Raw genomic sequence first — 20335 nt, 5'->3', positions numbered from 1 at the left:
ATACATCACACAGAAAAAGTTCGATACACTCCTCAAGACAGTTCCATTATTCAACTTGTGGAAAATGATGAGCAATCGGAAAAATGGGGAAGCGATGTTAAAAGAACCGGACAGGGTTGTATACTTACCCCTGTCCGGTTCTTTTAAGTAAATAGGTAATGAAGTAAAACGCAATGTGCAGGCAAACATATACGACGTAGAAACTTGTAATCTCAACGGAATCGATTCCAAAGACCCAAGAGATGAAAAAGCAAACAGCGACTACAATAAGCGATGATATAATTAATATCGTATGGTTGGAGGTCATTCTAGCCATGAATATTCCAGAGATTATCGCCAAAGTAGGATTTACTAAAAACAACACGATGAATATGCTTTGCATTGTTTCACCTCTATTATTGGATGATTTTTATATCTTGAACAAGAGTATTTCTTTTCACAGGTAGTGTAATTGTATCGACCAACTCCCAATTGCTTTTATCATAAACACAAACCACCCCAGCACTGTCTTTGTTGTCTCTCTGCGTCAAAAAGTAATAATGGTTCTCATCGCTATCAACTTTAAAAACGGGGAATTTGATTTTCTTGGTAGTTTGTAGATCTAATGTATCCTTATTAAGAATACTTACATTTTTTTGATTTTGGTGAGTCACAACAATTGTATCCGTTTCTTCTATGAAGTATTCCGGTTTATCGAAAGGGAGTTCCAAATATTCCACTTTCCAGTTCTTAGTATTAACCATAGCGATTTTGTTTTGATCATCAGTGGAACCAATTAATAATGTATTTTCAATGAGTTTTAAATCGTTAGCCAGATCGATTTTTAGTGGGATCTGCTTATCTAATTCATTGTTTTTTCTGTCAATCACATAAAAAACAGGTTGTGCCTTATCAATGATTGTAGCGAATACATAAATATTGTTTGAATCAGATGTTGCAATACGCAAAAAGCCGTCCAGTTTAATTTGCTTTGATTGTTTTCCGTTTACGATTTCAAGTGTACCATAATCCAGGTGAGTATTATATGTAGATATCCTAAGTCCATTTTCTTCACGAACAAAAAGGGGAAACTCTAACGTTTTATTAGAAGTAATCTTCCCCGAAGAATTGATATTTATGACCGAATCGCCAAATTGAACTGGAAGAATGATGTCGCCAGCTTCATTTTGTTCTATTTCGAAAATGCCCATCTCTTTCAATCGGGCATTTGAATATTCATTTCCGTTTTTATCAAAAGTTACAAACTCACTATCATCCTTCAATGCATCTGTATATATTATTCCGATCAAACCTCTTTTTATCTCAATATCGCTGGATGAACATGACGTGAGAATTAGTAACATTATTATTAACCAACCACTCATTCTGTTCATATTCTCATCTCTCCCTCCATATTAAAAAAGGCGGATAAAAAACCCAGGCGATCTCTTATCCGCCTTACATCTTATTTATCCTTTTTTATAAAATACACCTGTTTTCGAGCTGTCAATAAGGTTTACAGGCCACACTGCGCCCCCATTGTCTAAATCATACCCCTTGTTATACCATGCTCTCCATGCTAATTGGGAACAATAGAATCTTTTTGTTGTTTTCTTATTGAAGAAGTTATAATTATAAGACTTTCCAATTTTGTTTCTTGCATACGATGCCGCATAACTGTATTCAGAACCACTAGCCCCTTTGACGTACAAACCTCTTACATGAGAATAGCGTGTATTCCAATTATTTTTCCAGTGTCTAACCCCATTTAACTTCCCTCTATTCCCGAAAATTTCCACTACATACCCACTCACTTCAGAAACAACTCCTGCATGTCCACCAGCCCAGGCAGATGAATCAGAGCTTGAGGTGGACAGGGTTACTAAAATATCTCCATATGTTCCAACTGCCGAAGTAGAGTTGTCTTGAGAGTAGATATCTGAGGAAACGCCCTTCAGTTTGGCTATTTTTTCAACTTCCTCGGTATCAATCTCATCGTCTGAGTTCTGCAACACTTCTTGTGTACGCTTTTTTGCTTCTTCTACTTCTTTTTGCTGTTCGGGAGTTAAAGTGATCTCTTCTTCATCGGAAGCAAAAGTAAAGTTTTCACCTACAAAAAACAACGAGAAAACCAAAGCAATTAAACACAAAAGCTTCATTGCCCTCATTTCAAAACACTTCCTTTAATTCAAATTTTCTTTCATGGGAATTATATCCTATATAACCTATTATTTCAATAATTTCAAACACTGACACAAAGGAGATTCTATGAAGCAAATCATCGAAACCTGCTTCCCCTACAAACCAAAAACGGAGCCGCTTGGATCACAAGGGCTCCGTTTTTCTTCCACATATGCGGGTCAACCATCCACCCGTTTCAACAGCTCCGGCAGCTTGACCATCCATTCTTCCGCAGACAGATCACCGCTTTCACCGGAGCGGCGGAATTTGTATTCCACCAATCCTTCCGCGGCCTTGCCGCCGACAATGACCCGAAGCGGGATTCCAATCAAGTCGGAATCCTTAAATTTGACACCAGCCCGCTCGGCACGATCGTCAAACAATACCTCTATACCGGCATCTTTCAATTGTTCGTACAGCTGATTGGCCAGCCTTGCCTGTTCTTCCTTTTTGGCGTTGACCACAATCAGATGGACCTGGAACGGCGCAGCCGCCAACGGCCAACGGATGCCGTTTTCATCGTGATGCTGCTCGACGATGGCCGCCGCCACCCGGGAAATGCCGATCCCGTAACACCCCATGATAAAGGAGCGTTCCTTTCCTTCGCCATCCAGGAATGTGCCACGCATGGCATCACTGTACTTTGTGCCCAATTTGAACACGTGCCCCACCTCGATTCCGCGGGTGAAACGGATCACACCCCCGCAGCGCGGACAGGGATCTCCTTCCTTCACGGTACGGATGTCGGCAACTTGATCCACCTGGAAATCACGTCCCGGATTGACATGAATAAGGTGAGCGTCCGGTTCGTTGGCTCCGACTACCCCATCGTACAAGCCCTGTACCGCTTCGTCAGCCACGATGCGGACCGTTTCTTTTAACCCGACCGGACCGGCGAAACCTGCCGGAGCTCCGGTGACACGAAGCACCGTCGCCTCATCGGCCAGCTCCACCTCCGTAGCGCCCAGGGCGTTTTTCACCTTCACCTCGTTGGCTTCATCATCTCCCCGCACCAACACCAGCACCGGCTCGCCATCCACCTGAAACAGCAAGCTTTTAATCAGGCGTTCCGAAGGCACGTTTAAGTGGGATGCCACCTCAAGGATGGTGGATTTCCCCGGTGTTGCCACCTTTTCAGGCTGCGGCACCTGCTCCGGATCCGCTTCTCCAGGCGAATCCCCTTTTGTTGATCCCGCCTGTGCCGTCTCAATGTTGGCCGCGTAGTCACAGCCCCCGCAGATGGCAAGTGTATCCTCGCCGGATTCGGACAGCACCATAAATTCATGGCTCTCCTTGCCGCCAATGGCACCGGAGTCGGCTTCCACTGCCCTAAAATCGAGGCCCAACCGGGTGAAGATGCGGACATAAGCATCAACCATATCCTGATAGGTCGCATCCAGCGACTCCCGGTCGGCATGAAAGGAATAGGCATCCTTCATTAAAAATTCCCGTCCCCGCAGCAAACCGGAACGGGGACGCCGCTCATCCCGGAATTTGGTCTGGATCTGATACAGGGACATCGGCAGTTTTTTATAAGAATTAACCTCATTCCGCATCAGATCCGTGATCACCTCTTCATGTGTCGGTCCCAGCAAAAACTTTCGTTCATGCCGGTCCTTCAGAGTGACCAATTCCGGGCCGTAAGTATCCCAACGGCCCGTCTCTTCCCACAGTTCCGCCGGATTCATCGCCGGCATCAATACTTCTTGAGCACCGATCCGGTCCATCTCTTCCCGGACAATTTGCTCCACCTTGCGGAGCGACCGGTAGCCCAGCGGCAAGTAGGTGTACACCCCCGACGCCAGTTGGCGGATCAACCCCGCCCGCAGCATCAGCCGATGGCTGGCCATCTCCGCTTCCGCTCCCACTTCACGCAGGGTGGGAGCCAGCATGGTCTGTTGTCTCACGGTTCCTCCCCCTCGACTTCCCATTCATCCATTGAAAAAGAGCCGAACGATATCATTGTAGGTAACAAACAGCATCAACATCATTAACAAAGCAAATCCGACAAAGTGAACCATACTCTCCTTATTGGGATCAATCGGCCGTCCCCGCACCGCCTCCAACAGGATAAACACCAACCGGCTTCCATCCAGGGCCGGAATCGGAAGCAGATTGAGAATCCCCAGGTTGAGGCTTAATATGGCCGTCAAACGCAACAAAGCGATCCATCCCGCTTCGGCAGCTTGTCCCGTAATATCAGCGATCCCCACCGGTCCCGCCAGGTTATCGATCCCCACCTTGCCGGTGATCAGTTGCCCCAGACTGCGGAACAGAACCACCGCCATGTTATAGGACCCCGTGAAGCCTTGCACCACGGATTCCGACAGCGTAGCATCCCGCATCTCTTGCTTCATCTCGATCCCGATCAGATACGTCTCGGCGTCCTCGGACAACTCCGGTTGGATACGAGTCTCATAGGGTTGGTTTGCCCGTTCCAACACCATATCCACCGGCTCGCCCTGTGATTCCACCAGCGGGATGCGAATGTCGGTGGTGCTGGTCACAGGCTTTCCTTCAATCTCCCGGACAATGTCCCCCGCCTTGATTCCCGCCTCTTGCGCCGGTGAGTTTTCCACCACACCATTGATGGATACTCGTGTCTCCAAACCGATGAACATCGTTACGACCGCCACCAGGATAATGGTGAGGATGAAGTTGAACACCGGTCCGGCAGCAATCGTCAGAAACCGATCTAGGATCGACTTGGATCCGAACTGTCGATCCAACGGGGCAATTTGAATCATGTTTTGCTCGTCATACTGGATAACCGCCTGCGGATGGACATCATGCCGCACTTCTCGGCCGGATTCATCTTCCACCAGCACGAATAAGCGATCTTCCAAATCAACTTCTAAGAGCTTCCCACCCGACGTGGAAGCCCTGGACGGAAGGTGCGCGGGCAAATCATCCGCTTCCGGATCCCCCGTTTCCACAAGAGGCTCCTCCACCCCGGCCCCTCCCACTGCGGGCTTGGGGGCACGGATCCGCAGCACGCGTCCGTCCTCATCTTTGTCCAGAATCAGCTGCGTTCCGGTCTTCAACTCCACAATCTCCGGGTCTTCTCCTGCCATGCGCACATACCCGCCTAAGGGCAAAATGCGGATGGAGTACAGCGTTTCTCCCCGAAAAACAGAAAATATTTTCGGACCAAATCCAATCGCGAACTCTCGTACCAGGATTCCCGCCCGTTTGGCGAAAAGAAAATGACCCAGCTCATGGATGAACACCAATACACTAATCACCAATATAAAGGAAATGATCGTTTGAAACACTACCTATCACCGCCTCGATTGATCCCAGGGTCAGCCCGCCTGGGCCCCACAACGGCGCGCAGCCTCCCGCGCCCACCGATCTGCTTCAAATAAGGCTTCCAGATCCGGGTTGGCCTGGGGAATATGCCGAGAAAGCACCTCTTCGATCATAGACTCGATCTCCAAAAACGTGATCTCTCCGTCCAAAAAACGCTCCACTGCCACCTCATTGGCTGCATTGAGGACCGTGGGGACGGTCCCGCCGGCACGACCTGCTTCATAAGCCATACGCAGGCAGGGGTATCGTTCCATATCCGCTTCCCGGAAATGGAGCCGACCCACTTCGGCCAGATTTAACCGCTTCGTTTCCAGCGGCCATCGCTCCGGATAACTAAGCGCATATTGGATCGGACCCTTCATGTCCGGCGTACCCAGCTGAGCCATAACAGCTCCATCCTCAAACTCCACCATGGAGTGGATGATACTTTCCGGATGGATGAGTACGTCGATTTGATCGTAGGAAAGATCAAATAACCATCGCGCCTCCATCACTTCCAGCCCCTTGTTCATCATGGTGGCCGAATCGATGGTCACTTTGGCCCCCATCGACCAATTGGGATGGGTTAAAGCCTGCTCCCGTGTGGCATGGGCCAGTTGTTTCCGGGACCAATCCCGGAAAGCCCCTCCGGAGGCGGTTACAATCAATCGACGGACATCCCGCTTCCGCTCACCGTTTAAGCATTGAAAAATGGCCGAATGCTCGCTGTCCACGGGCAAAATAGCCACACCATGCCGCTTCGCTTCCGCCATGACGATGGCTCCCGCCATCACCAGGGTTTCTTTGTTAGCCAAATGAATCGTTTTACCGGCCCGAATAGCCGCCAAGGTAGGAGGAAGACCACGACTGCCCACCAGAGCCGACATGACATCACTGGCATCTGAATGAGCCGCTACCTCCAACAGGCCGGCTTCCCCGCTGATCACATCCACCGGATAGGAGGCACGCTCCCGTACCTGCTGCGCCGCCTGTTCCGTCGCCATGGATACTATTTTCGGCCGGAACGTTTCCACCTGCTTCACCATCTCGTCCGCATTGCTCCCTGCCGCCAATGCCGTCACCTGAAAACGGTCCGGATGCTGCTTGACGACCTCCAATGTATTGCGGCCGATGGAACCGGTGGATCCCAGGATCGCGATTGTTTTCATCTCTCCAGTTTCCCTCCCTAGATCAATTGTGCCAGATGGAGCACAGGGAACACCAACAGCAGGCTGTCAAAGCGATCCAGCACGCCTCCGTGTCCTGGTAACAACGCACCCGAATCTTTCACCCCCGCTGACCGTTTGATCGCCGACTCGATCAAATCGCCGAACTGACCGGCCACACCGATCAACAAACCGACGGCCACCACAAAGGCAACCGTCCCCAGTTGGGGGAATATCAGGGCCACAGCGACACTGACCAATAGAGAAGCCAGTATGCCTCCTAAGGATCCCTCCACTGTTTTGTTGGGACTGATGGAAGGCCACAGTTTGCGATTCCCCAGCCGCTTTCCTATGAAATAAGCGCCTGTGTCACTGGCGAAAGTAACCAACACCGCCAGCAGGGACCATGCCAGGCCATCGGTAATCAAGCGGGCCTGGATCATGTAGGAAAAGCCATAACCTATGTATAAGGACCCTAAAAACAAATAGGCGAGCTCACCGATCGTAAAGTGGTTGCGACTTGCCACCATCCATAGAAAAAACAGGATCATCCCGGCGAGAATGTTGGTCGGATGTTCCAAGATCCCACCGATTGGCAGATACGCCTGTTCAGACAATCCCGTCAACAGGATGAGCCACAAGGTAGCGAAACCGGCCCAAGCCTGGGGACGGCTCCAGCGAATTCCCTTCATTCGGCAAAACTCCACATAGCCAATGGTGGCCAAAACGGTCACCATCAGCGCATATGGCCAGCCTCCCACCGCCAATACGGCAAGAAACAAGCCACCTCCTAACACCCCCGTCACAATCCGCTGTTTCATCCACTTTTCACCTGTCTCCGTCACACCGCCCCATATCGGCGCGAGCGGCGCTGAAAATCTTGGATCGCCTCAAAAAACTTCTCCCGACCGAAGTCCGGCCAATGTACATCCGTAAACCAAAGCTCGCTGTATGCCAGTTGCCATAACATAAAATTGCTGATGCGCACTTCCCCGCTCGTTCGGATCATCAAGTCCGGCTCGGGCAATGTGGCTGTTAACAAAAATTCATTAAACACATTTTCGTCCACATCGTCCCTATCCAGCTTGCCCGATTTTACCTCATCTATAATCCTTCGGGTAGCTTCAATGATCTCGAAGCGGGAACCGTAATTCATCGCGAAATTGAGGATCATCCCCGTGTTGTCGGCGGTTGCTTCCTCAAATTTTCCGATCGCTTCCAACGTATGGGCCGGAAGACCTTCCTTGTTCCCCAACATCCGAACTTGAATATTCCGTTCCACCAACTCATCCAAATCCGTACGGATAAACTCCTCAGGCAGACTCATCAAAAAGTTGACTTCGTCCTTGGGACGCTTCCAATTTTCTGTTGAAAAAGAATAGAGGGTGAGCGCCTCGATTTCTCCCAAATCATCTGCCGCACGAGTAACATTGCGGACACTCTTCATTCCGGCGCGGTGTCCCGCCACCCGGGGCATCCCTCTCTTCTTCGCCCATCTTCCATTGCCATCCATGATAATAGCCACATGCTTAGGGATCGGTCCCTCCTGTAAACGAGGGATCCACTTTTCGTCATCTGTGCCGGGAGCGGACTGATACCCGACCAACCATTTCTTCAACCTTTGAATCATTGTCATTCCCCCGCGTTCCTACCCGGATGAAAACCCGTATTATTTGTCTGTCGAAAAGTCCCGGTCCCGGCAGCGCGCGGTCCCGCCCCGGGACGCGAAATACCGCCTTGCATCTTATAGTATGCCTGATTTCCTCTGTCTTTTCTACTTAAAAAGAGTGACCGACCCTTGTCTGACAGCGACGTATAAAACAAAACCCCCTTCCCGGGAAGGGGGTTGAATCGATAAGCAGCTTACACTTCCATCACTTCTTTTTCTTTGTCTTCCACCACCTGATCCGCTTCCTTAATGAAACGGTCGGTCAACTTTTGAATCTCATCCTGGGAGCGACGCAATTCATCTTCGGAAAGTTCACCGTTCTTCTCCATCTTTTTCACTTCTTCATTGGCATCCCGGCGGATGTTGCGAATCGCCACTTTTGCTTCTTCCCCAGTCTTTTTCACCACTTTGACCAACTCAGCCCGCCGTTCCTCGGTCAGTGCCGGAATGGAAATCCGGATCAGGTTTCCATCGTTGGTTGGTGTCAACCCCAGCTCCGACTTGAGAATGGCCCGTTCAATCTCTGCCAATGCCGACTTGTCCCAAGGCTGAATCACCAATAAACGCGGTTCCGGTACGGATACGTTAGCCATTTGGTTAATCGGCATCTCACTGCCATAATACTCCACCGTCACTTTCTCCAGCAAAGAAGGAGTGGCACGGCCCGCTCGCAGAGACGCTAAATCTCGTTTCAGAGCCTGGATCGTTTTTTCCATCCGTGTCGTTGTATCTTGTTTTAGACCGGAATTCATTACGCATTCCCCCTCACTACGGTACCAATTTGTTCTCCCATAATCACGCGACGGATGTTCCCGTCTCCTTCAATGTTAAAGACGATCAACGGAATGTCGTTATCCATGCAGAGGGTCGATGCGGTCGAATCCATCACTCCCAAACCCTGGCTCAGCATGTCCATATAGGTCAGAGAATCGTATTTGACTGCATCGGGGTCTCGGCTCGGATCGGCGGAATAAACACCGTCCACCTTATTCTTGGCCATCAGGATCACTTCGGCTTCGATCTCCGCTGCCCGAAGCGCCGCCGTCGTATCCGTGGAAAAGTAGGGGTTACCCGTACCGGATGCGAAAATAACGACTCTTCCTTTCTCCAGGTGGCGAATGGCACGACGGCGGATATAGGGCTCCGCCACTTGGCGCATTTCGATCGATGTCTGGACGCGAGTGGGTACTCCCGCTGTTTCCAATGCATCCTGCAAAGCCAGCGAGTTCATGACCGTGGCCAACATGCCCATATAGTCTGCAGTCGCCCGATCCATTCCTTTGGCACTGCCCGCCATTCCACGCCAGATATTCCCCCCTCCGACGACGATGGCCGCTTCCACCCCGAGCTCGACAACTTCTTTCAATTGCTTCGCGATGGAGCCGATGACATTGGGGTCAATCCCATATCCCTGTCCCCCGGCCAGCGCCTCCCCGCTCAACTTCATCACAACCCGTTTAAACCTCGGACCTTCCATTTCAATCCCCCGTTTCCACCCGGTAATGCAATTCGACACAGGCAGGGGGATTCCTCTTCACCCCCGTGCAAAAAAAGGGAACACGCCGTGTTCCCCTAACCTCTTTTACTGGTTGACTTGGGACATGACTTCTTGGACAAAGTCGTCTTCCCGCTTTTCCAACCCCTCGCCCAGTTCATATCGAACAAAACGACGAACAGAAATATTTTCACCGATTTTGGCGATTTTCTCCTTTACCAACTCATCAATCGTCTTGTCGCCGTCTTTAATGTAAGGCTGCTCCAACAAGCAAACCCGCTCATAAAATTTGCCCAGGCGCCCTTCCACCATTTTATCGACAATATGTTCCGGCTTGCCTTCCTGAAGTGCCTGGTTGCGCAAGATCTCCCGCTCTTTCTCCACCTCTGCCTCCGGCACTTCCTCCCGGCGCACGTATTGCGGGTTCATCGCGGCAATCTGCATCGCCACGTCTTTGACAAACGAACGGAATTCATCGGTTTTACCCACGAAATCGGTCTCACAGTTGACTTCCACCAGCACCCCGATGCGTCCGCCAGCGTGTATGTAAGATTCCACGACGCCTTCAGCTGCGATACGGTCCGCTTTCTTTTCCGCTTTGGCCAACCCTTTTTCCCTGAGCAGTTCCATTGCTCTTTCCATATCGCCGTCGGTTTCGGTTAACACCTTTTTGCAGTCCATCATGCCTGCGCCTGTTTTTTCTCGCAGTTCTTTTACTTGAGCGGCGGAGATCGCCATGGTCCATTCCTCCTCGCGTAATTCAAGAGATATCGTAGAAAAAAAGGGTGGTCACGCATCCCGTGGCCACCCCTTTTGCGTTCACTCAGGACGCAGTTTGTTCTCCCTGTTTCCCTTCCAGGACGGCATCCGCCATTTTCGAAGTAAAGAGGCGAACGGCGCGGATGGCGTCATCGTTGCCGGGAATGATGTGATCGATCTCATCGGGATCGCAGTTGGTATCGACAATCGCAATGATCGGGATACCTAGCTTGCGGGCTTCCGCCACTGCAATCCGCTCCTTACGCGGGTCGATGATGAAGACCGCGTCGGGAAGTTTTTTCATATGCTTGATACCGCCGAGGAATTTCTCCAGACGGGCTTGTTCCTTCTTCAGCATAACCACTTCTTTTTTAGGTAACACGTCAAAGGTACCGTCTTCTTCCATTGCCTCCAACTTGTGCAGCCGGTTGATCCGTTTGCGGATCGTCTGGAAGTTGGTCAGCGTGCCACCCAGCCAGCGATGGTTGACATAGAACATGCCGGACCGCTCGGCTTCTTCTTTCACGGCGTCTTGGGCTTGTTTCTTCGTTCCGACGAAGAGCAGGTTGCCCCCCTGGGATGCCAGGTCACGCACGTAGTTGTAGGTGTCTTCCATCATTTTGACCGTTTTTTGCAGGTCGATGATGTAGATCCCGTTCCGTTCTGTAAAAATATACTTCTCCATCTTGGGGTTCCAACGACGGGTCTGGTGCCCGAAGTGAACACCCGCTTCCAAAAGCTGTTTCATGGATACGACAGCCATGGATACATGCCTCCTTTGGGTTTTAGCCTCCGCCAGCTTCCTGTGGAACCGGAACCGACCATTCGGCACCGCCCGGAATCCATCCACCGGCGTGTGTGTTTACACCATTTGATAATATACCACAAGCGAAAGTGGTGAAGCAAGTTCTTTTCCTCATATGGATCAGATCTGTTCACCAGTCCCCCATGAGGTAATACGTTTTCTTGACCCTTCACGCTGAGGGGTCGGTCGGCTTGGTTTTCCGTCTTAAGTTCCAATGCATGGCAAGTCACGCCGCCGGAAAACCAAGCCTCCCTTTCATGAAAACATGATTCATAATGGTAGAAAGGTAATAGACGTGTGCCCTTACGCTCCTTTGATCTTTTGCAGCGCAGGCAGCCATTGGTCATTGAGGACTTTGATGTGGGTTCCTTTCATACCCAGTGAACGAGAATCGATGACACCGGCGCTCTCCAGTTTGCGCAAGGCATTGACGATGACGGAGCGGGTGATGCCCACCCGGTCAGCCACCTTGCTGGCAACGAGGATCCCTTCTTCCCCGTCCAGCTCATCAAAAATGTGTATAACCGCTTCCATCTCACTGTAAGAGAGGGAGTCGACAGCCAACTGGACCATGGCTCGGTTGCGCGCTTCTTCCTCCGCTTCTTCCGCCTTCACCTGGATGATCTCCATTCCGACGACGGTTGCCCCGTACTCCGCCAGGATTAGATCGTCATCGATAAAAGGTTCGTCAAAGCGGGTCAACAAGAGAGTCCCCAGCCGCTCTCCGCCTCCAATGACGGGAACGACCGTAGTATAACGATGTTCATGACCATCCCCTACATGGTGGGTAAAGCTGATTTCACTTCCTTCATCCTGGTTGGCGATGGTCTCCGTCACTTTCTTCAGGCGGGTGTTATACTCTTCCGGTACCCGTCCCTGCTTGGCCACATCACGGTACAAACCATCTGCGGGATCCAATTGGACATCGGCATATCCCAACACTTTTCCCTTACGGCTGATCACATAAATGTTAGCCACGATCACATCCCGCAACACCTGGGCCATTTCCTGAAAACTGACGGCTTGTCCCCCGGTGGTCAGCAGGAGACGATGAATCTCCCGCGCTTTGGTTAATAAGTCCATAATCAACCCCCTCCGGTTCATCATCTCTTATAGAATATACTGGCTTAAATCCAAGTTATCCACGATATCTCCCAGCCGTTCTCGTACATAGTTGGGGGTGATCTGGATCTCCTCCAAAGTGATGTCCGGCGATTCAAAGGAAAGCTCCTCCAGCAAGCGCTCCAACATCGTATGGAGGCGGCGGGCTCCGATATTTTCGGTGCCGCGGTTTACCTCAGCCGCCAGGCGGGCGATTTCCCGGATCGCTTCATCGGTAAAGGTAACCTTGATCCCCTCGGTCTCCAACAAAGCGGTATATTGTTTCAACAATGCTCCTTTGGGCTCTGTCAGGATGCGGACAAAATCCTCTGCCGTCAAATCTTTCAACTCCACTCGAATGGGGAACCGCCCCTGCAACTCGGGAATCATATCCGACGGCTTGGCGATATGAAACGCACCGGCCGCGATAAAGAGAATATGATCCGTATGTACCGGGCCGTATTTGGTCATCACTGTGGAGCCCTCCACAATGGGCAAAATATCCCGCTGCACGCCTTCACGGGAGACATCGGGACCCCCCCGCTGGTCTTTGCCGGCAATTTTGTCAACCTCATCGATGAAGATCATCCCGGACTCTTCCACCCGCCTTAAAGACTCCTGCTGCACCTGATCCATATCGATCAACTTTTGGCCTTCTTCATGGATCAACACCTTGCGGGCTTCCTTCACCGGCAGGCGGCGCTTCTTCGTTTTCTTGGGCATGAATTGCCCCAGCATCTCTTGCATGTTGATGCCCATTTGCTCCACACCGGAACCGGCAAACATGTCCAGCATCGGCAGCTGATCTTCCACTTCAATCTCGATGATCTCGTCTTCCAGCATACCGGCTTTCAGTTGACGACGGATTTGCAGACGCCGCTGTTCGACTTTCTGTCTTTTTTCATCCTCTTCCCGATCCGTGGTGTGGCCGCCTGCGGGTTGATTGGATTGAAAAAGCATTTCCAAGGGATTCTTAAACGGGGCTCCCTGCTCCTTTTCTGAAGGAGCCAGGATGGAAACAATGCGCTCATCCGCCATTTCTTCCGCTTTTTCTTTTACTTGCTCCAACTTTTCTTCCTTAACGATACGGATGGCCGTCTCCACCAGATCGCGCACCATCGATTCCACATCCCGGCCCACGTAGCCCACTTCAGTAAACTTGGTCGCCTCCACTTTGACAAAGGGAGCTCCCACCAACTTCGCGAGGCGGCGGGCGATCTCCGTCTTTCCCACACCCGTAGGCCCGATCATCAAGATGTTTTTGGGGACCACTTCGTCTCTTAGTTCATCCGGCAGCAATGTACGGCGATAGCGGTTGCGGAGCGCCACGGCCACAGCCCGTTTTGCTTCTTGCTGTCCCACAATGTATTTGTCCAGTTCCGATACGATTTGGCGCGGTGTCCACTGCTGCCTGGCCGATGCTCCTGATGCACCCATCTGATTCATACCTCCTCAACGACAATCTGATCATTGGTAAATACACAAACTTCACTGGCGACCGTCAGCGCCGCCTCGGCAATTTTTCGGGCGGACATTTCCGATGCATGCCGCTTTAACGCTCGGCCGGCGGAAAGGGCAAAGCTGCCTCCCGATCCAATCGCCATCATGCCGTCATCGGATTCAATCACTTCCCCGCTGCCGGAAATCAGCAAGAGATGCTCCTTATCCATCACAATCAGCATCGCTTCCAACCGGCGCAATACTTTGTCTGCCCGCCACTCCTTCGCCAGCTCCACGGCAGCACGGGGGAGATTTCCATGAAACTCCTCCAGTTTGCCCTCAAATTTTTCAAACAGGGTGACAGCGTCTGCAACCGAACCGGCAAAGCCGGCCACAATTTTTCCCCGGTAAAGCCGCCGCACCTTTTTTGCGTGGTGCTTCATCACCATCTGATTCCCAAAGGTGACTTGGCCGTCTCCAGCCATGGCGCCGCTTCCCTCATGTTGAATCGCAAAGATCGTCGTCGCATGAAATGTCCCCATGGTAACCCTCCTGACCCATTTGCGCCAAACGGGATCGCTCCATTTTGACCAGACAAAAAAGCAGCGATTCCACTCGCAGCTGTGTGTATGTAGTTATGGGATTGTTATCGCCCAAGTGTCAATCCTTCCCAAACTCCACCTCATCGTACCATACGGCCATCCGCCCCGCAAGCAGGGAGACCAGATATGATTTAATATTCAGATATTTATTATTCAAGAGAAAGCCCACTGCGGGCTTTACCCTTTCTCCTCCTCGTAGTCGCATTTCGTGCAGCGAATCAGGGTTCCTTTTTTGCGCCGCTTCTCCACCATCAACCCTTCACAGCGGGGACAGGGACGCGGGTCCGGCTTATCCCAGGAGACAAATTCACATTCGGGATACCGGTTACAACCATAAAACGTACGCTGTTTTTTGCTCTTGCGCTCCACAATCTCCCCTTTTTTACAATTGGGGCAGGTTACACCGGTGGATTTGACGATCGGTTTCGTATTGCGGCAGTCAGGAAATCCGGAGCAGGCGAGGAACTTGCCGTAACGGCCGAATTTATAGACCATGGGAAGCCCGCACTTCTCGCAGTTCTCGTCGGAGACCTCATCTTTGATCTCCACTTCTTTCATCTCTTCCTCCGCAACGGACAACCGCTTTTCAAACTTCTCATAGAAGCGTTCCAGGATCTCTACCCAGTCCACTTTTCCCTCTTCCACATGGTCCAGCTTTTCCTCCATATTCACCGTAAACGTCACGTCCAGAATCTCGGGGAAAAACTCCTCCATCAGGGAGATGACAATCTCCCCCAACTCCGAGGGAATCAGCCTCCGATCCTCCAATTGGACATATCCCCGTTTTTGGATGGTATCGATGGTAGGGGCGTACGTGCTGGGTCGTCCGATCCCCTTTTCCTCCAGCGTCTTTACCAAACGCGCTTCTGTATAACGGGGCGGGGGCTGGGTGAAGTGCTGCTTGGGATCAATCGACTTTCGTTTCAGGGTTTGTCCTTCTTCCAAGGCGGGAAGCATTTTATCTTCCTCTTTTTTGTTATCGTCATTCCCCTCCACGTACACCTTCATAAACCCGGGGAATTTCACCTTGGATCCGGTTGCCCGAAAAAGGGCCTCTCCCACACGGATGTCAGCAGAAACAGCATCTAGTACTGCGGGCGCCATTTGACTGGCGACGAACCGTTCCCAAATCAGCTTATAAAGGCGCATCTGATCACGGCCCAGAATTCCCTTCAAGGAATCCGGCGTACGCAGAGTAGAGGTGGGCCGGATGGCTTCATGGGCGTCCTGCGCACCCGCCTTCTTCTTGTGGGTGCGCGGCTTGGCCGGAAGATACGAGGAACCGAAGGCTTCCCGGATATAGCCCTGTGCTTCCTCCTGGGCCGTTGGAGAGATCCGGGTGGAATCGGTACGCATATAGGTGATGAGACCGACGGTGCCTTCTTTTTTCCCCAAATCCACTCCTTCATACAATTGCTGGGCGACCGCCATCGTTTTCCCTGCACGGAAGTTGAGCTTTCGCGCCGCCTCCTGTTGCAGCGAGCTGGTGATAAAGGGGAGCGACGGATTGCGCCGCCGTTCGCTTTTCTTCACATCTTCGACGATAAATCGTTTACCCTTGATCGCTTCCAGCAAGGATTGAACATCCTGTTCATTTTTCAGTTCCGTTTTTTTCTTGCCGTATCCATGGAACTTTGCTTCAAAGGTCTCCTTGCCGGTGATCAAGGTCGCCGTAACCGTCCAATATTCTTCCGGCTTGAAGTTGCGGATCTCGTTTTCACGGTCGATGATTAGCTTGACGGCCACGGATTGAACCCGGCCGGCGCTGAGGCCTTTTTTTACCTTCTTCCACAGAACCGGGCTGATTCCGTACCCCACCAACCGATCCAGGATCCGACGGGCCTGCTGAGCCTGCACCAAATCCATGTTGATCTTGCGGGGATGACGGAAAGCATCCTTAACCGCCTGCTTGGTAATCTCGTTAAACACCACCCGGCACTCTTCGTCCACTTCCAAATTGAGGCTGTGGGCGAGATGGTAAGCAATCGCCTCCCCTTCCCGATCAGGGTCCGCCGCCAAGTAGACGCGCTTCACTTTTTTACGCGCATCCCTCAACTCCTTCAGAACATCGCCCTTTCCACGGATGGTGATATATTTCGGTTCAAATCGGTTTTCCGTATCCACACCCAATTGACTTTTGGGCAAATCCCGCACATGACCCATCGACGCCTTGACAATATATTTTTTTCCCAAATATTTGCCGATCGTTTTGGCCTTGGCGGGCGATTCGACGATGACGAGTGAATCAGCCATCGATCGACCTCCCCTCATCACTCTCACGCTTCAATATACTGGTATTATGCAAGGATGTCCAAATCCCCTGCTTCTCACCCGCACTCGAACTTAGCTAGGGGTGTCTGAACAATCCGTAGGGCCGGATCCCGGGTCAAGTCCATAGCGAAGCCGGGAAACGAAAGTGACCCAGACGAGATTGGTGCTCTTTGAGTATAGGCAAACCAAAAGCCATGCCGCCCCTCCCTTTTTCTTACGAAAAATGGAATGACCAGACTGGCCCTCGTACCCCATCCGGTACATCGATCTGTTTTTCTTACCCCTTCACGCTGAAGGTCCGGAAAGCATGACCGGATCCAGGAGTGCGGACTGTTATGGTAATCGCTCTTGTACCATACCAGATTAAAGGTGGTGGGAGCAACATGGAAAGCGCACACCCCGTTTTCCAATGAAAAGAAAAAAGGCGCCCTTCCGACGGAAAGGCTCGCCCTTTAAGTGTGTGAAATGGGGGGATTTGGGTTGTTATGTCAGGGTTTTCGTTTGGTCAGATTTCGCGGATTAATCCCATGATCCGTCAACAACTCCGGACAAAAGGAGGTTGCGATGGCGTCCCATTTGACGATTTTGAAATTTTGATTGACGATTGTCCCGTTTTCCCGGTTTTGTCCATCCTGAGCAATAAACAGACCGTAGGGGTATCGATCACCCAAGCCGAAGCCGATGACGTCGATCCCATCCGTTTCGCTCGTGCCGTCCGTTTTATCCCCGTCAACAATACGAAAGCTTCCGACGTATTGGTTTTTCCCTTTCCGGTCATAGATCGCATAGCTGTCGTCACCCTGGCTGGAAGCGATCAGATACCCGTTTCCCTTTGCTCCGTAGTACAGGGTCAGCCCTTCGATATCCCCATGGAGACGGTTGCCGTCAGCCCTGTCCACAATCGTCGGCTCCCCGTCCCCGTCCGGTTCGGCGTCGTATTTCCAGATCGCCACCTCTTCTTCCGCTATGTACAGATACCCGAATTCGTCATCGGCGACGATCCCTTCCGCTTGCGATCCCAGCTTGAACTCCCGGACCTTTTTGGCCTTCACTCTGCCTTTTCCGTTGTCGGACAGCCGGTATTGTTCAAATTCTCCTTCTTTCCCCAACACCAGTGCATAAAACGATCCGCTTCTCTGACTGTGGTACAGACTGAATCCATACACTTCACTCATATCCGGTTGGATCGGCTTTTCCGCAATATTCTTCCATTCTCCGGTCCACGGGGAAATGGAAAAGACATCAACCGTGTTCGTGGTACGGTTGGTAGCTGCAACCAAATCTACTTTCTTTTTTCCCAGCGGAAAATTGTAACGCACGTCAACGTTATTCATTTTCCCCCAATCGTACGATGCCACTTTCTTTCCGTCCAGATCGTAAAGGTGGATCCCTTTTTTCTTGTCCGTTCCGATAAGCAGACTCTTTTCCGGATCGGCCGGATGGACCCAGATGGCGGGGTCATCCGCCGCATCCCCCTCACTTTCCACCGGCTCCGTCTCCGCATCAGCCGTTACCTCCACCACACCGAACATCCGTACAGGAAACGCTTCCGTCCACCCCTCTGCCGTCCCGATCAACGGGTGGAACACCATCGAAAGGGCCAAAAGACAAGAGACCACATTTTTCTGCATGTTTGGTTTCTTCCTCCCTTTTTCATCCATCTATTTTCTCTCCATACTATAGTGGGTCCATATTAAAGAAATCGACAGCATCCCGTTAACATTTTGTTTTTTCATAAAAAAATCCCCTATCAGGGGAGAAAGCCAATCACACCGAGAAGGATTACCTTTTCCGGAACAGCGGTTGAATTTGACCACGGATTTCCCCCGCCGGGTGTTGTTCTGTGTGCACATTGACATACGTTCGCTCTTCTTTCATCAATTGAATCAGACTTTCAAGGGGTTCTCCCCTGAGCGGTCCCACCAAATCATCGCTCGTTATGGTACCGGTCACGACACCCTGGTCGACGCTGATTCCCGGTTGTACCGGTCCAAATAAAAAGGCGACAACCGGCCCGTTTTCCCCCCGGCGCCCGATATGAATGTGAGCTTGCGTCAATCGGCGAATTCGATTCACCTGCAACCGATAAAACAACTTCTTTCGATCCTTGCTCAGAAAAAATGCAGCATTACCGAACGCCGCGGTTCGAACTGGCGGCACCTCTTCCTTGCCCGACAGAAATGTAAAAAATGTTTGGGACATCTATAAACCTCCCGTTCTCGTTTCTCTATAAGAATATGACGGGAGATTGAACTTGACTGGACTGATGCTCCTCTTAAACTACCTATTATTTCAGATCGGCAGATCCATCGATTGATAAAACGAGCAGGCCGATAGCGCCTGCTCGTTTTTTATGTGTCTGGATAGAACCGATCTTGTCTTTCATGCCCATCGCTGGACCGGTGTAATAGCCGGAAAGGTGCATCTTCCTTTTTCCCGGCTCCTCAGCCTCTGTTTGATTGGCTTCGCAGGTATTCTTCGTATTCAACCGTGAATTCGCGTGCACGCTTAAAGTCAGCGGATCGGAGAGAGAGCACCGCTACCACATCCTCCTTGCGCGTTTCGCGTAAGGCGAGGATTTGAGGCTGACGAGGGACGCGAAACCGGGTATGGTCGTGAAACACAATGGTGACGATGGTGCCTAAAGACTTTCCGTCCATGGTATAAACGGTGCTCCACATCCAACGCTGTTGATCCGTTTGTTCCTTATTCCCCCATTCTCGCGAAATATCGAAATCGCCAGGAAACCTTGGCTCAGGGCGCAATCCGGCCTCTTTAAGCTGCTGATGAACAGGCAGAAACAACAGGTTCAAATAGGTGCCGTATGCCATATCGCCTGCCTGGTTGTATGCTTCCAACAGCTGATCCCGTCTGTTCTGAAGCAGGCTTTCCCAGTTTTCAGCGATATGACTTTCCATATACTGTGCAATCGCGTCAATCCCGTTCTCTTTGCCTTCCTGAAGAAACTCCTTTAACAGCTTCACCTGTTTCATCATGACTCCCCTTTCGAATGTTTGTCATCCGGTGAGGACCGCTTATCTTGTTCGAGGTTTTCACTTACCTCACGCAGGATCATAACGGCATCGCGCAAGCCTTCCAAAGAATGCCTCCTTCCCATCCGATTTGCCCAATCCGCCTGCCGTTGTTTTACGTATTGAAGCGCTTCCCGCCCCTGGGGAGTTAATACCATGAGCTTAGCACGGCGATGATGAGGGTTTTCGCGATACTCAATGAAACCATCCCTTTCCAAACCATCCGCGGTCTGCTGTACGCTTTGGCGGGACAAACCCATCGCACGGGCGACGTGAGCGACCGGGATCGCGCCATGTTCCACTACACCCAACACCTGCCAGCGTGCACTGCTTAACCCGACAGGCTGAGTGATTCGGTCTCCTGCCTCCAGTAACAGGCCGTTGAGGTGAAAGACTGCAAGGACTAGTTCAGTGAAGGCATCTCCATTACTGGTTCGCTTATTCATATGACAATATCATGTCATAATGACAGGTTATTGTCAAATAGAACCGAATCTGAATAGACACTTGGCAACCCAAGAATAAAAAGCCAGTGATTACAAGG

Annotated in this window: 20 protein-coding genes; all 20 read right to left on the bottom strand. The window is 51.2% G+C overall.

All coding sequences use genetic code 11. The features are described 5' to 3' along the window. Positions 1–395: 395 nt before the first annotated feature. Positions 396–1373: a hypothetical protein gene (locus JOE21_RS00935; protein WP_309861185.1), complete on the bottom strand. Its 978-nt coding sequence runs from the start codon at positions 1371–1373 to the stop codon at positions 396–398. A gap of 75 nt (positions 1374–1448) precedes the next feature. Then, entirely contained in the window at positions 1449–2147 is a 699-nt protein-coding gene (locus JOE21_RS00930; protein WP_309861182.1) for a YiiX/YebB-like N1pC/P60 family cysteine hydrolase, read from the bottom strand. Positions 2148–2339: 192 nt separating this feature from the next. Further along, positions 2340–4067, bottom strand: coding sequence for a proline--tRNA ligase (locus JOE21_RS00925; protein ID WP_374709289.1), 1728 nt, complete (start codon positions 4065–4067; stop codon positions 2340–2342). Positions 4068–4091: 24 nt separating this feature from the next. Then, entirely contained in the window at positions 4092–5435 is a 1344-nt protein-coding gene (rseP, locus tag JOE21_RS00920) for an RIP metalloprotease RseP (protein WP_309861179.1), read from the bottom strand. Positions 5436–5465: 30 nt separating this feature from the next. Next, the gene (locus tag JOE21_RS00915) at positions 5466–6620 is read right to left on the bottom strand and encodes a 1-deoxy-D-xylulose-5-phosphate reductoisomerase (protein ID WP_309861176.1); all 1155 of its coding nucleotides are present in this window, start codon (positions 6618–6620) and stop codon (positions 5466–5468) included. 17 nt (positions 6621–6637) lie between these two features. Next, positions 6638–7438 carry a phosphatidate cytidylyltransferase gene (locus tag JOE21_RS00910; RefSeq protein ID WP_309861173.1) on the bottom strand — a complete coding sequence of 267 codons (801 nt, stop codon included), beginning with the start codon at positions 7436–7438 and terminating at the stop codon, positions 6638–6640. 20 nt (positions 7439–7458) lie between these two features. Beyond that, on the bottom strand, positions 7459–8247 hold the full coding sequence (gene uppS / locus JOE21_RS00905) for an undecaprenyl pyrophosphate synthase (RefSeq protein WP_309861170.1): 789 nt from the start codon (positions 8245–8247) through the stop codon (positions 7459–7461). A gap of 233 nt (positions 8248–8480) precedes the next feature. Continuing rightward, complete coding sequence (frr, locus tag JOE21_RS00900) at positions 8481–9038, bottom strand: ribosome recycling factor (protein WP_309861167.1); 558 nt, start codon at positions 9036–9038, stop codon at positions 8481–8483. Further along, the gene (gene pyrH / locus JOE21_RS00895) at positions 9038–9763 is read right to left on the bottom strand and encodes a UMP kinase (protein ID WP_309861164.1); all 726 of its coding nucleotides are present in this window, start codon (positions 9761–9763) and stop codon (positions 9038–9040) included. The genes frr and pyrH overlap by 1 nt, the downstream gene beginning before the upstream one ends. A 105-nt stretch (positions 9764–9868) precedes the next feature. Then, positions 9869–10519 carry a translation elongation factor Ts gene (tsf, locus tag JOE21_RS00890; RefSeq protein ID WP_309861161.1) on the bottom strand — a complete coding sequence of 217 codons (651 nt, stop codon included), beginning with the start codon at positions 10517–10519 and terminating at the stop codon, positions 9869–9871. Between the two features lie 85 nt (positions 10520–10604). Further along, a complete protein-coding gene (gene rpsB, locus JOE21_RS00885) occupies positions 10605–11303 on the bottom strand; it encodes a 30S ribosomal protein S2 (RefSeq protein WP_309861158.1) in 699 nt (232 codons plus the stop codon). A gap of 345 nt (positions 11304–11648) precedes the next feature. Further along, entirely contained in the window at positions 11649–12428 is a 780-nt protein-coding gene (gene codY, locus JOE21_RS00880) for a GTP-sensing pleiotropic transcriptional regulator CodY (RefSeq protein WP_309861156.1), read from the bottom strand. Between the two features lie 27 nt (positions 12429–12455). After that, on the bottom strand, positions 12456–13883 hold the full coding sequence (gene hslU, locus JOE21_RS00875) for an ATP-dependent protease ATPase subunit HslU (protein WP_309861153.1): 1428 nt from the start codon (positions 13881–13883) through the stop codon (positions 12456–12458). A gap of 5 nt (positions 13884–13888) precedes the next feature. After that, a complete protein-coding gene (gene hslV / locus JOE21_RS00870; RefSeq protein ID WP_309861150.1) occupies positions 13889–14428 on the bottom strand; it encodes an ATP-dependent protease subunit HslV in 540 nt (179 codons plus the stop codon). Positions 14429–14665: 237 nt separating this feature from the next. Next, a complete protein-coding gene (topA, locus tag JOE21_RS00865) occupies positions 14666–16741 on the bottom strand; it encodes a type I DNA topoisomerase (protein WP_309861147.1) in 2076 nt (691 codons plus the stop codon). A gap of 506 nt (positions 16742–17247) precedes the next feature. Beyond that, positions 17248–18390, bottom strand: coding sequence for a phytase (locus tag JOE21_RS00860; RefSeq protein WP_309861145.1), 1143 nt, complete (start codon positions 18388–18390; stop codon positions 17248–17250). Positions 18391–18541: 151 nt separating this feature from the next. Further along, a complete protein-coding gene (locus tag JOE21_RS00855; RefSeq protein WP_309861142.1) occupies positions 18542–18961 on the bottom strand; it encodes a CHRD domain-containing protein in 420 nt (139 codons plus the stop codon). A gap of 85 nt (positions 18962–19046) precedes the next feature. Then, a complete protein-coding gene (locus JOE21_RS00850; RefSeq protein WP_309861139.1) occupies positions 19047–19184 on the bottom strand; it encodes a hypothetical protein in 138 nt (45 codons plus the stop codon). 19 nt (positions 19185–19203) lie between these two features. Continuing rightward, positions 19204–19752 (bottom strand): DUF6022 family protein, encoded by a 549-nt coding sequence (locus JOE21_RS00845; protein ID WP_309861136.1) that lies wholly within the window; start codon positions 19750–19752, stop codon positions 19204–19206. Beyond that, the gene (locus tag JOE21_RS00840) at positions 19752–20237 is read right to left on the bottom strand and encodes a MarR family winged helix-turn-helix transcriptional regulator (RefSeq protein ID WP_309861132.1); all 486 of its coding nucleotides are present in this window, start codon (positions 20235–20237) and stop codon (positions 19752–19754) included. Before JOE21_RS00840 ends, JOE21_RS00845 begins: the two co-directional genes overlap by 1 nt. Positions 20238–20335: the final 98 nt, after the last annotated feature.

This window comes from Desmospora profundinema, assembly GCF_031454155.1.
GTDB lineage: Bacteria > Bacillota > Bacilli > Thermoactinomycetales > DSM-45169 > Desmospora > Desmospora profundinema.
The sequence above is the reverse complement of the archived record's forward strand: the minus strand, read 5'-3'. Positions and strand labels throughout refer to the sequence as shown.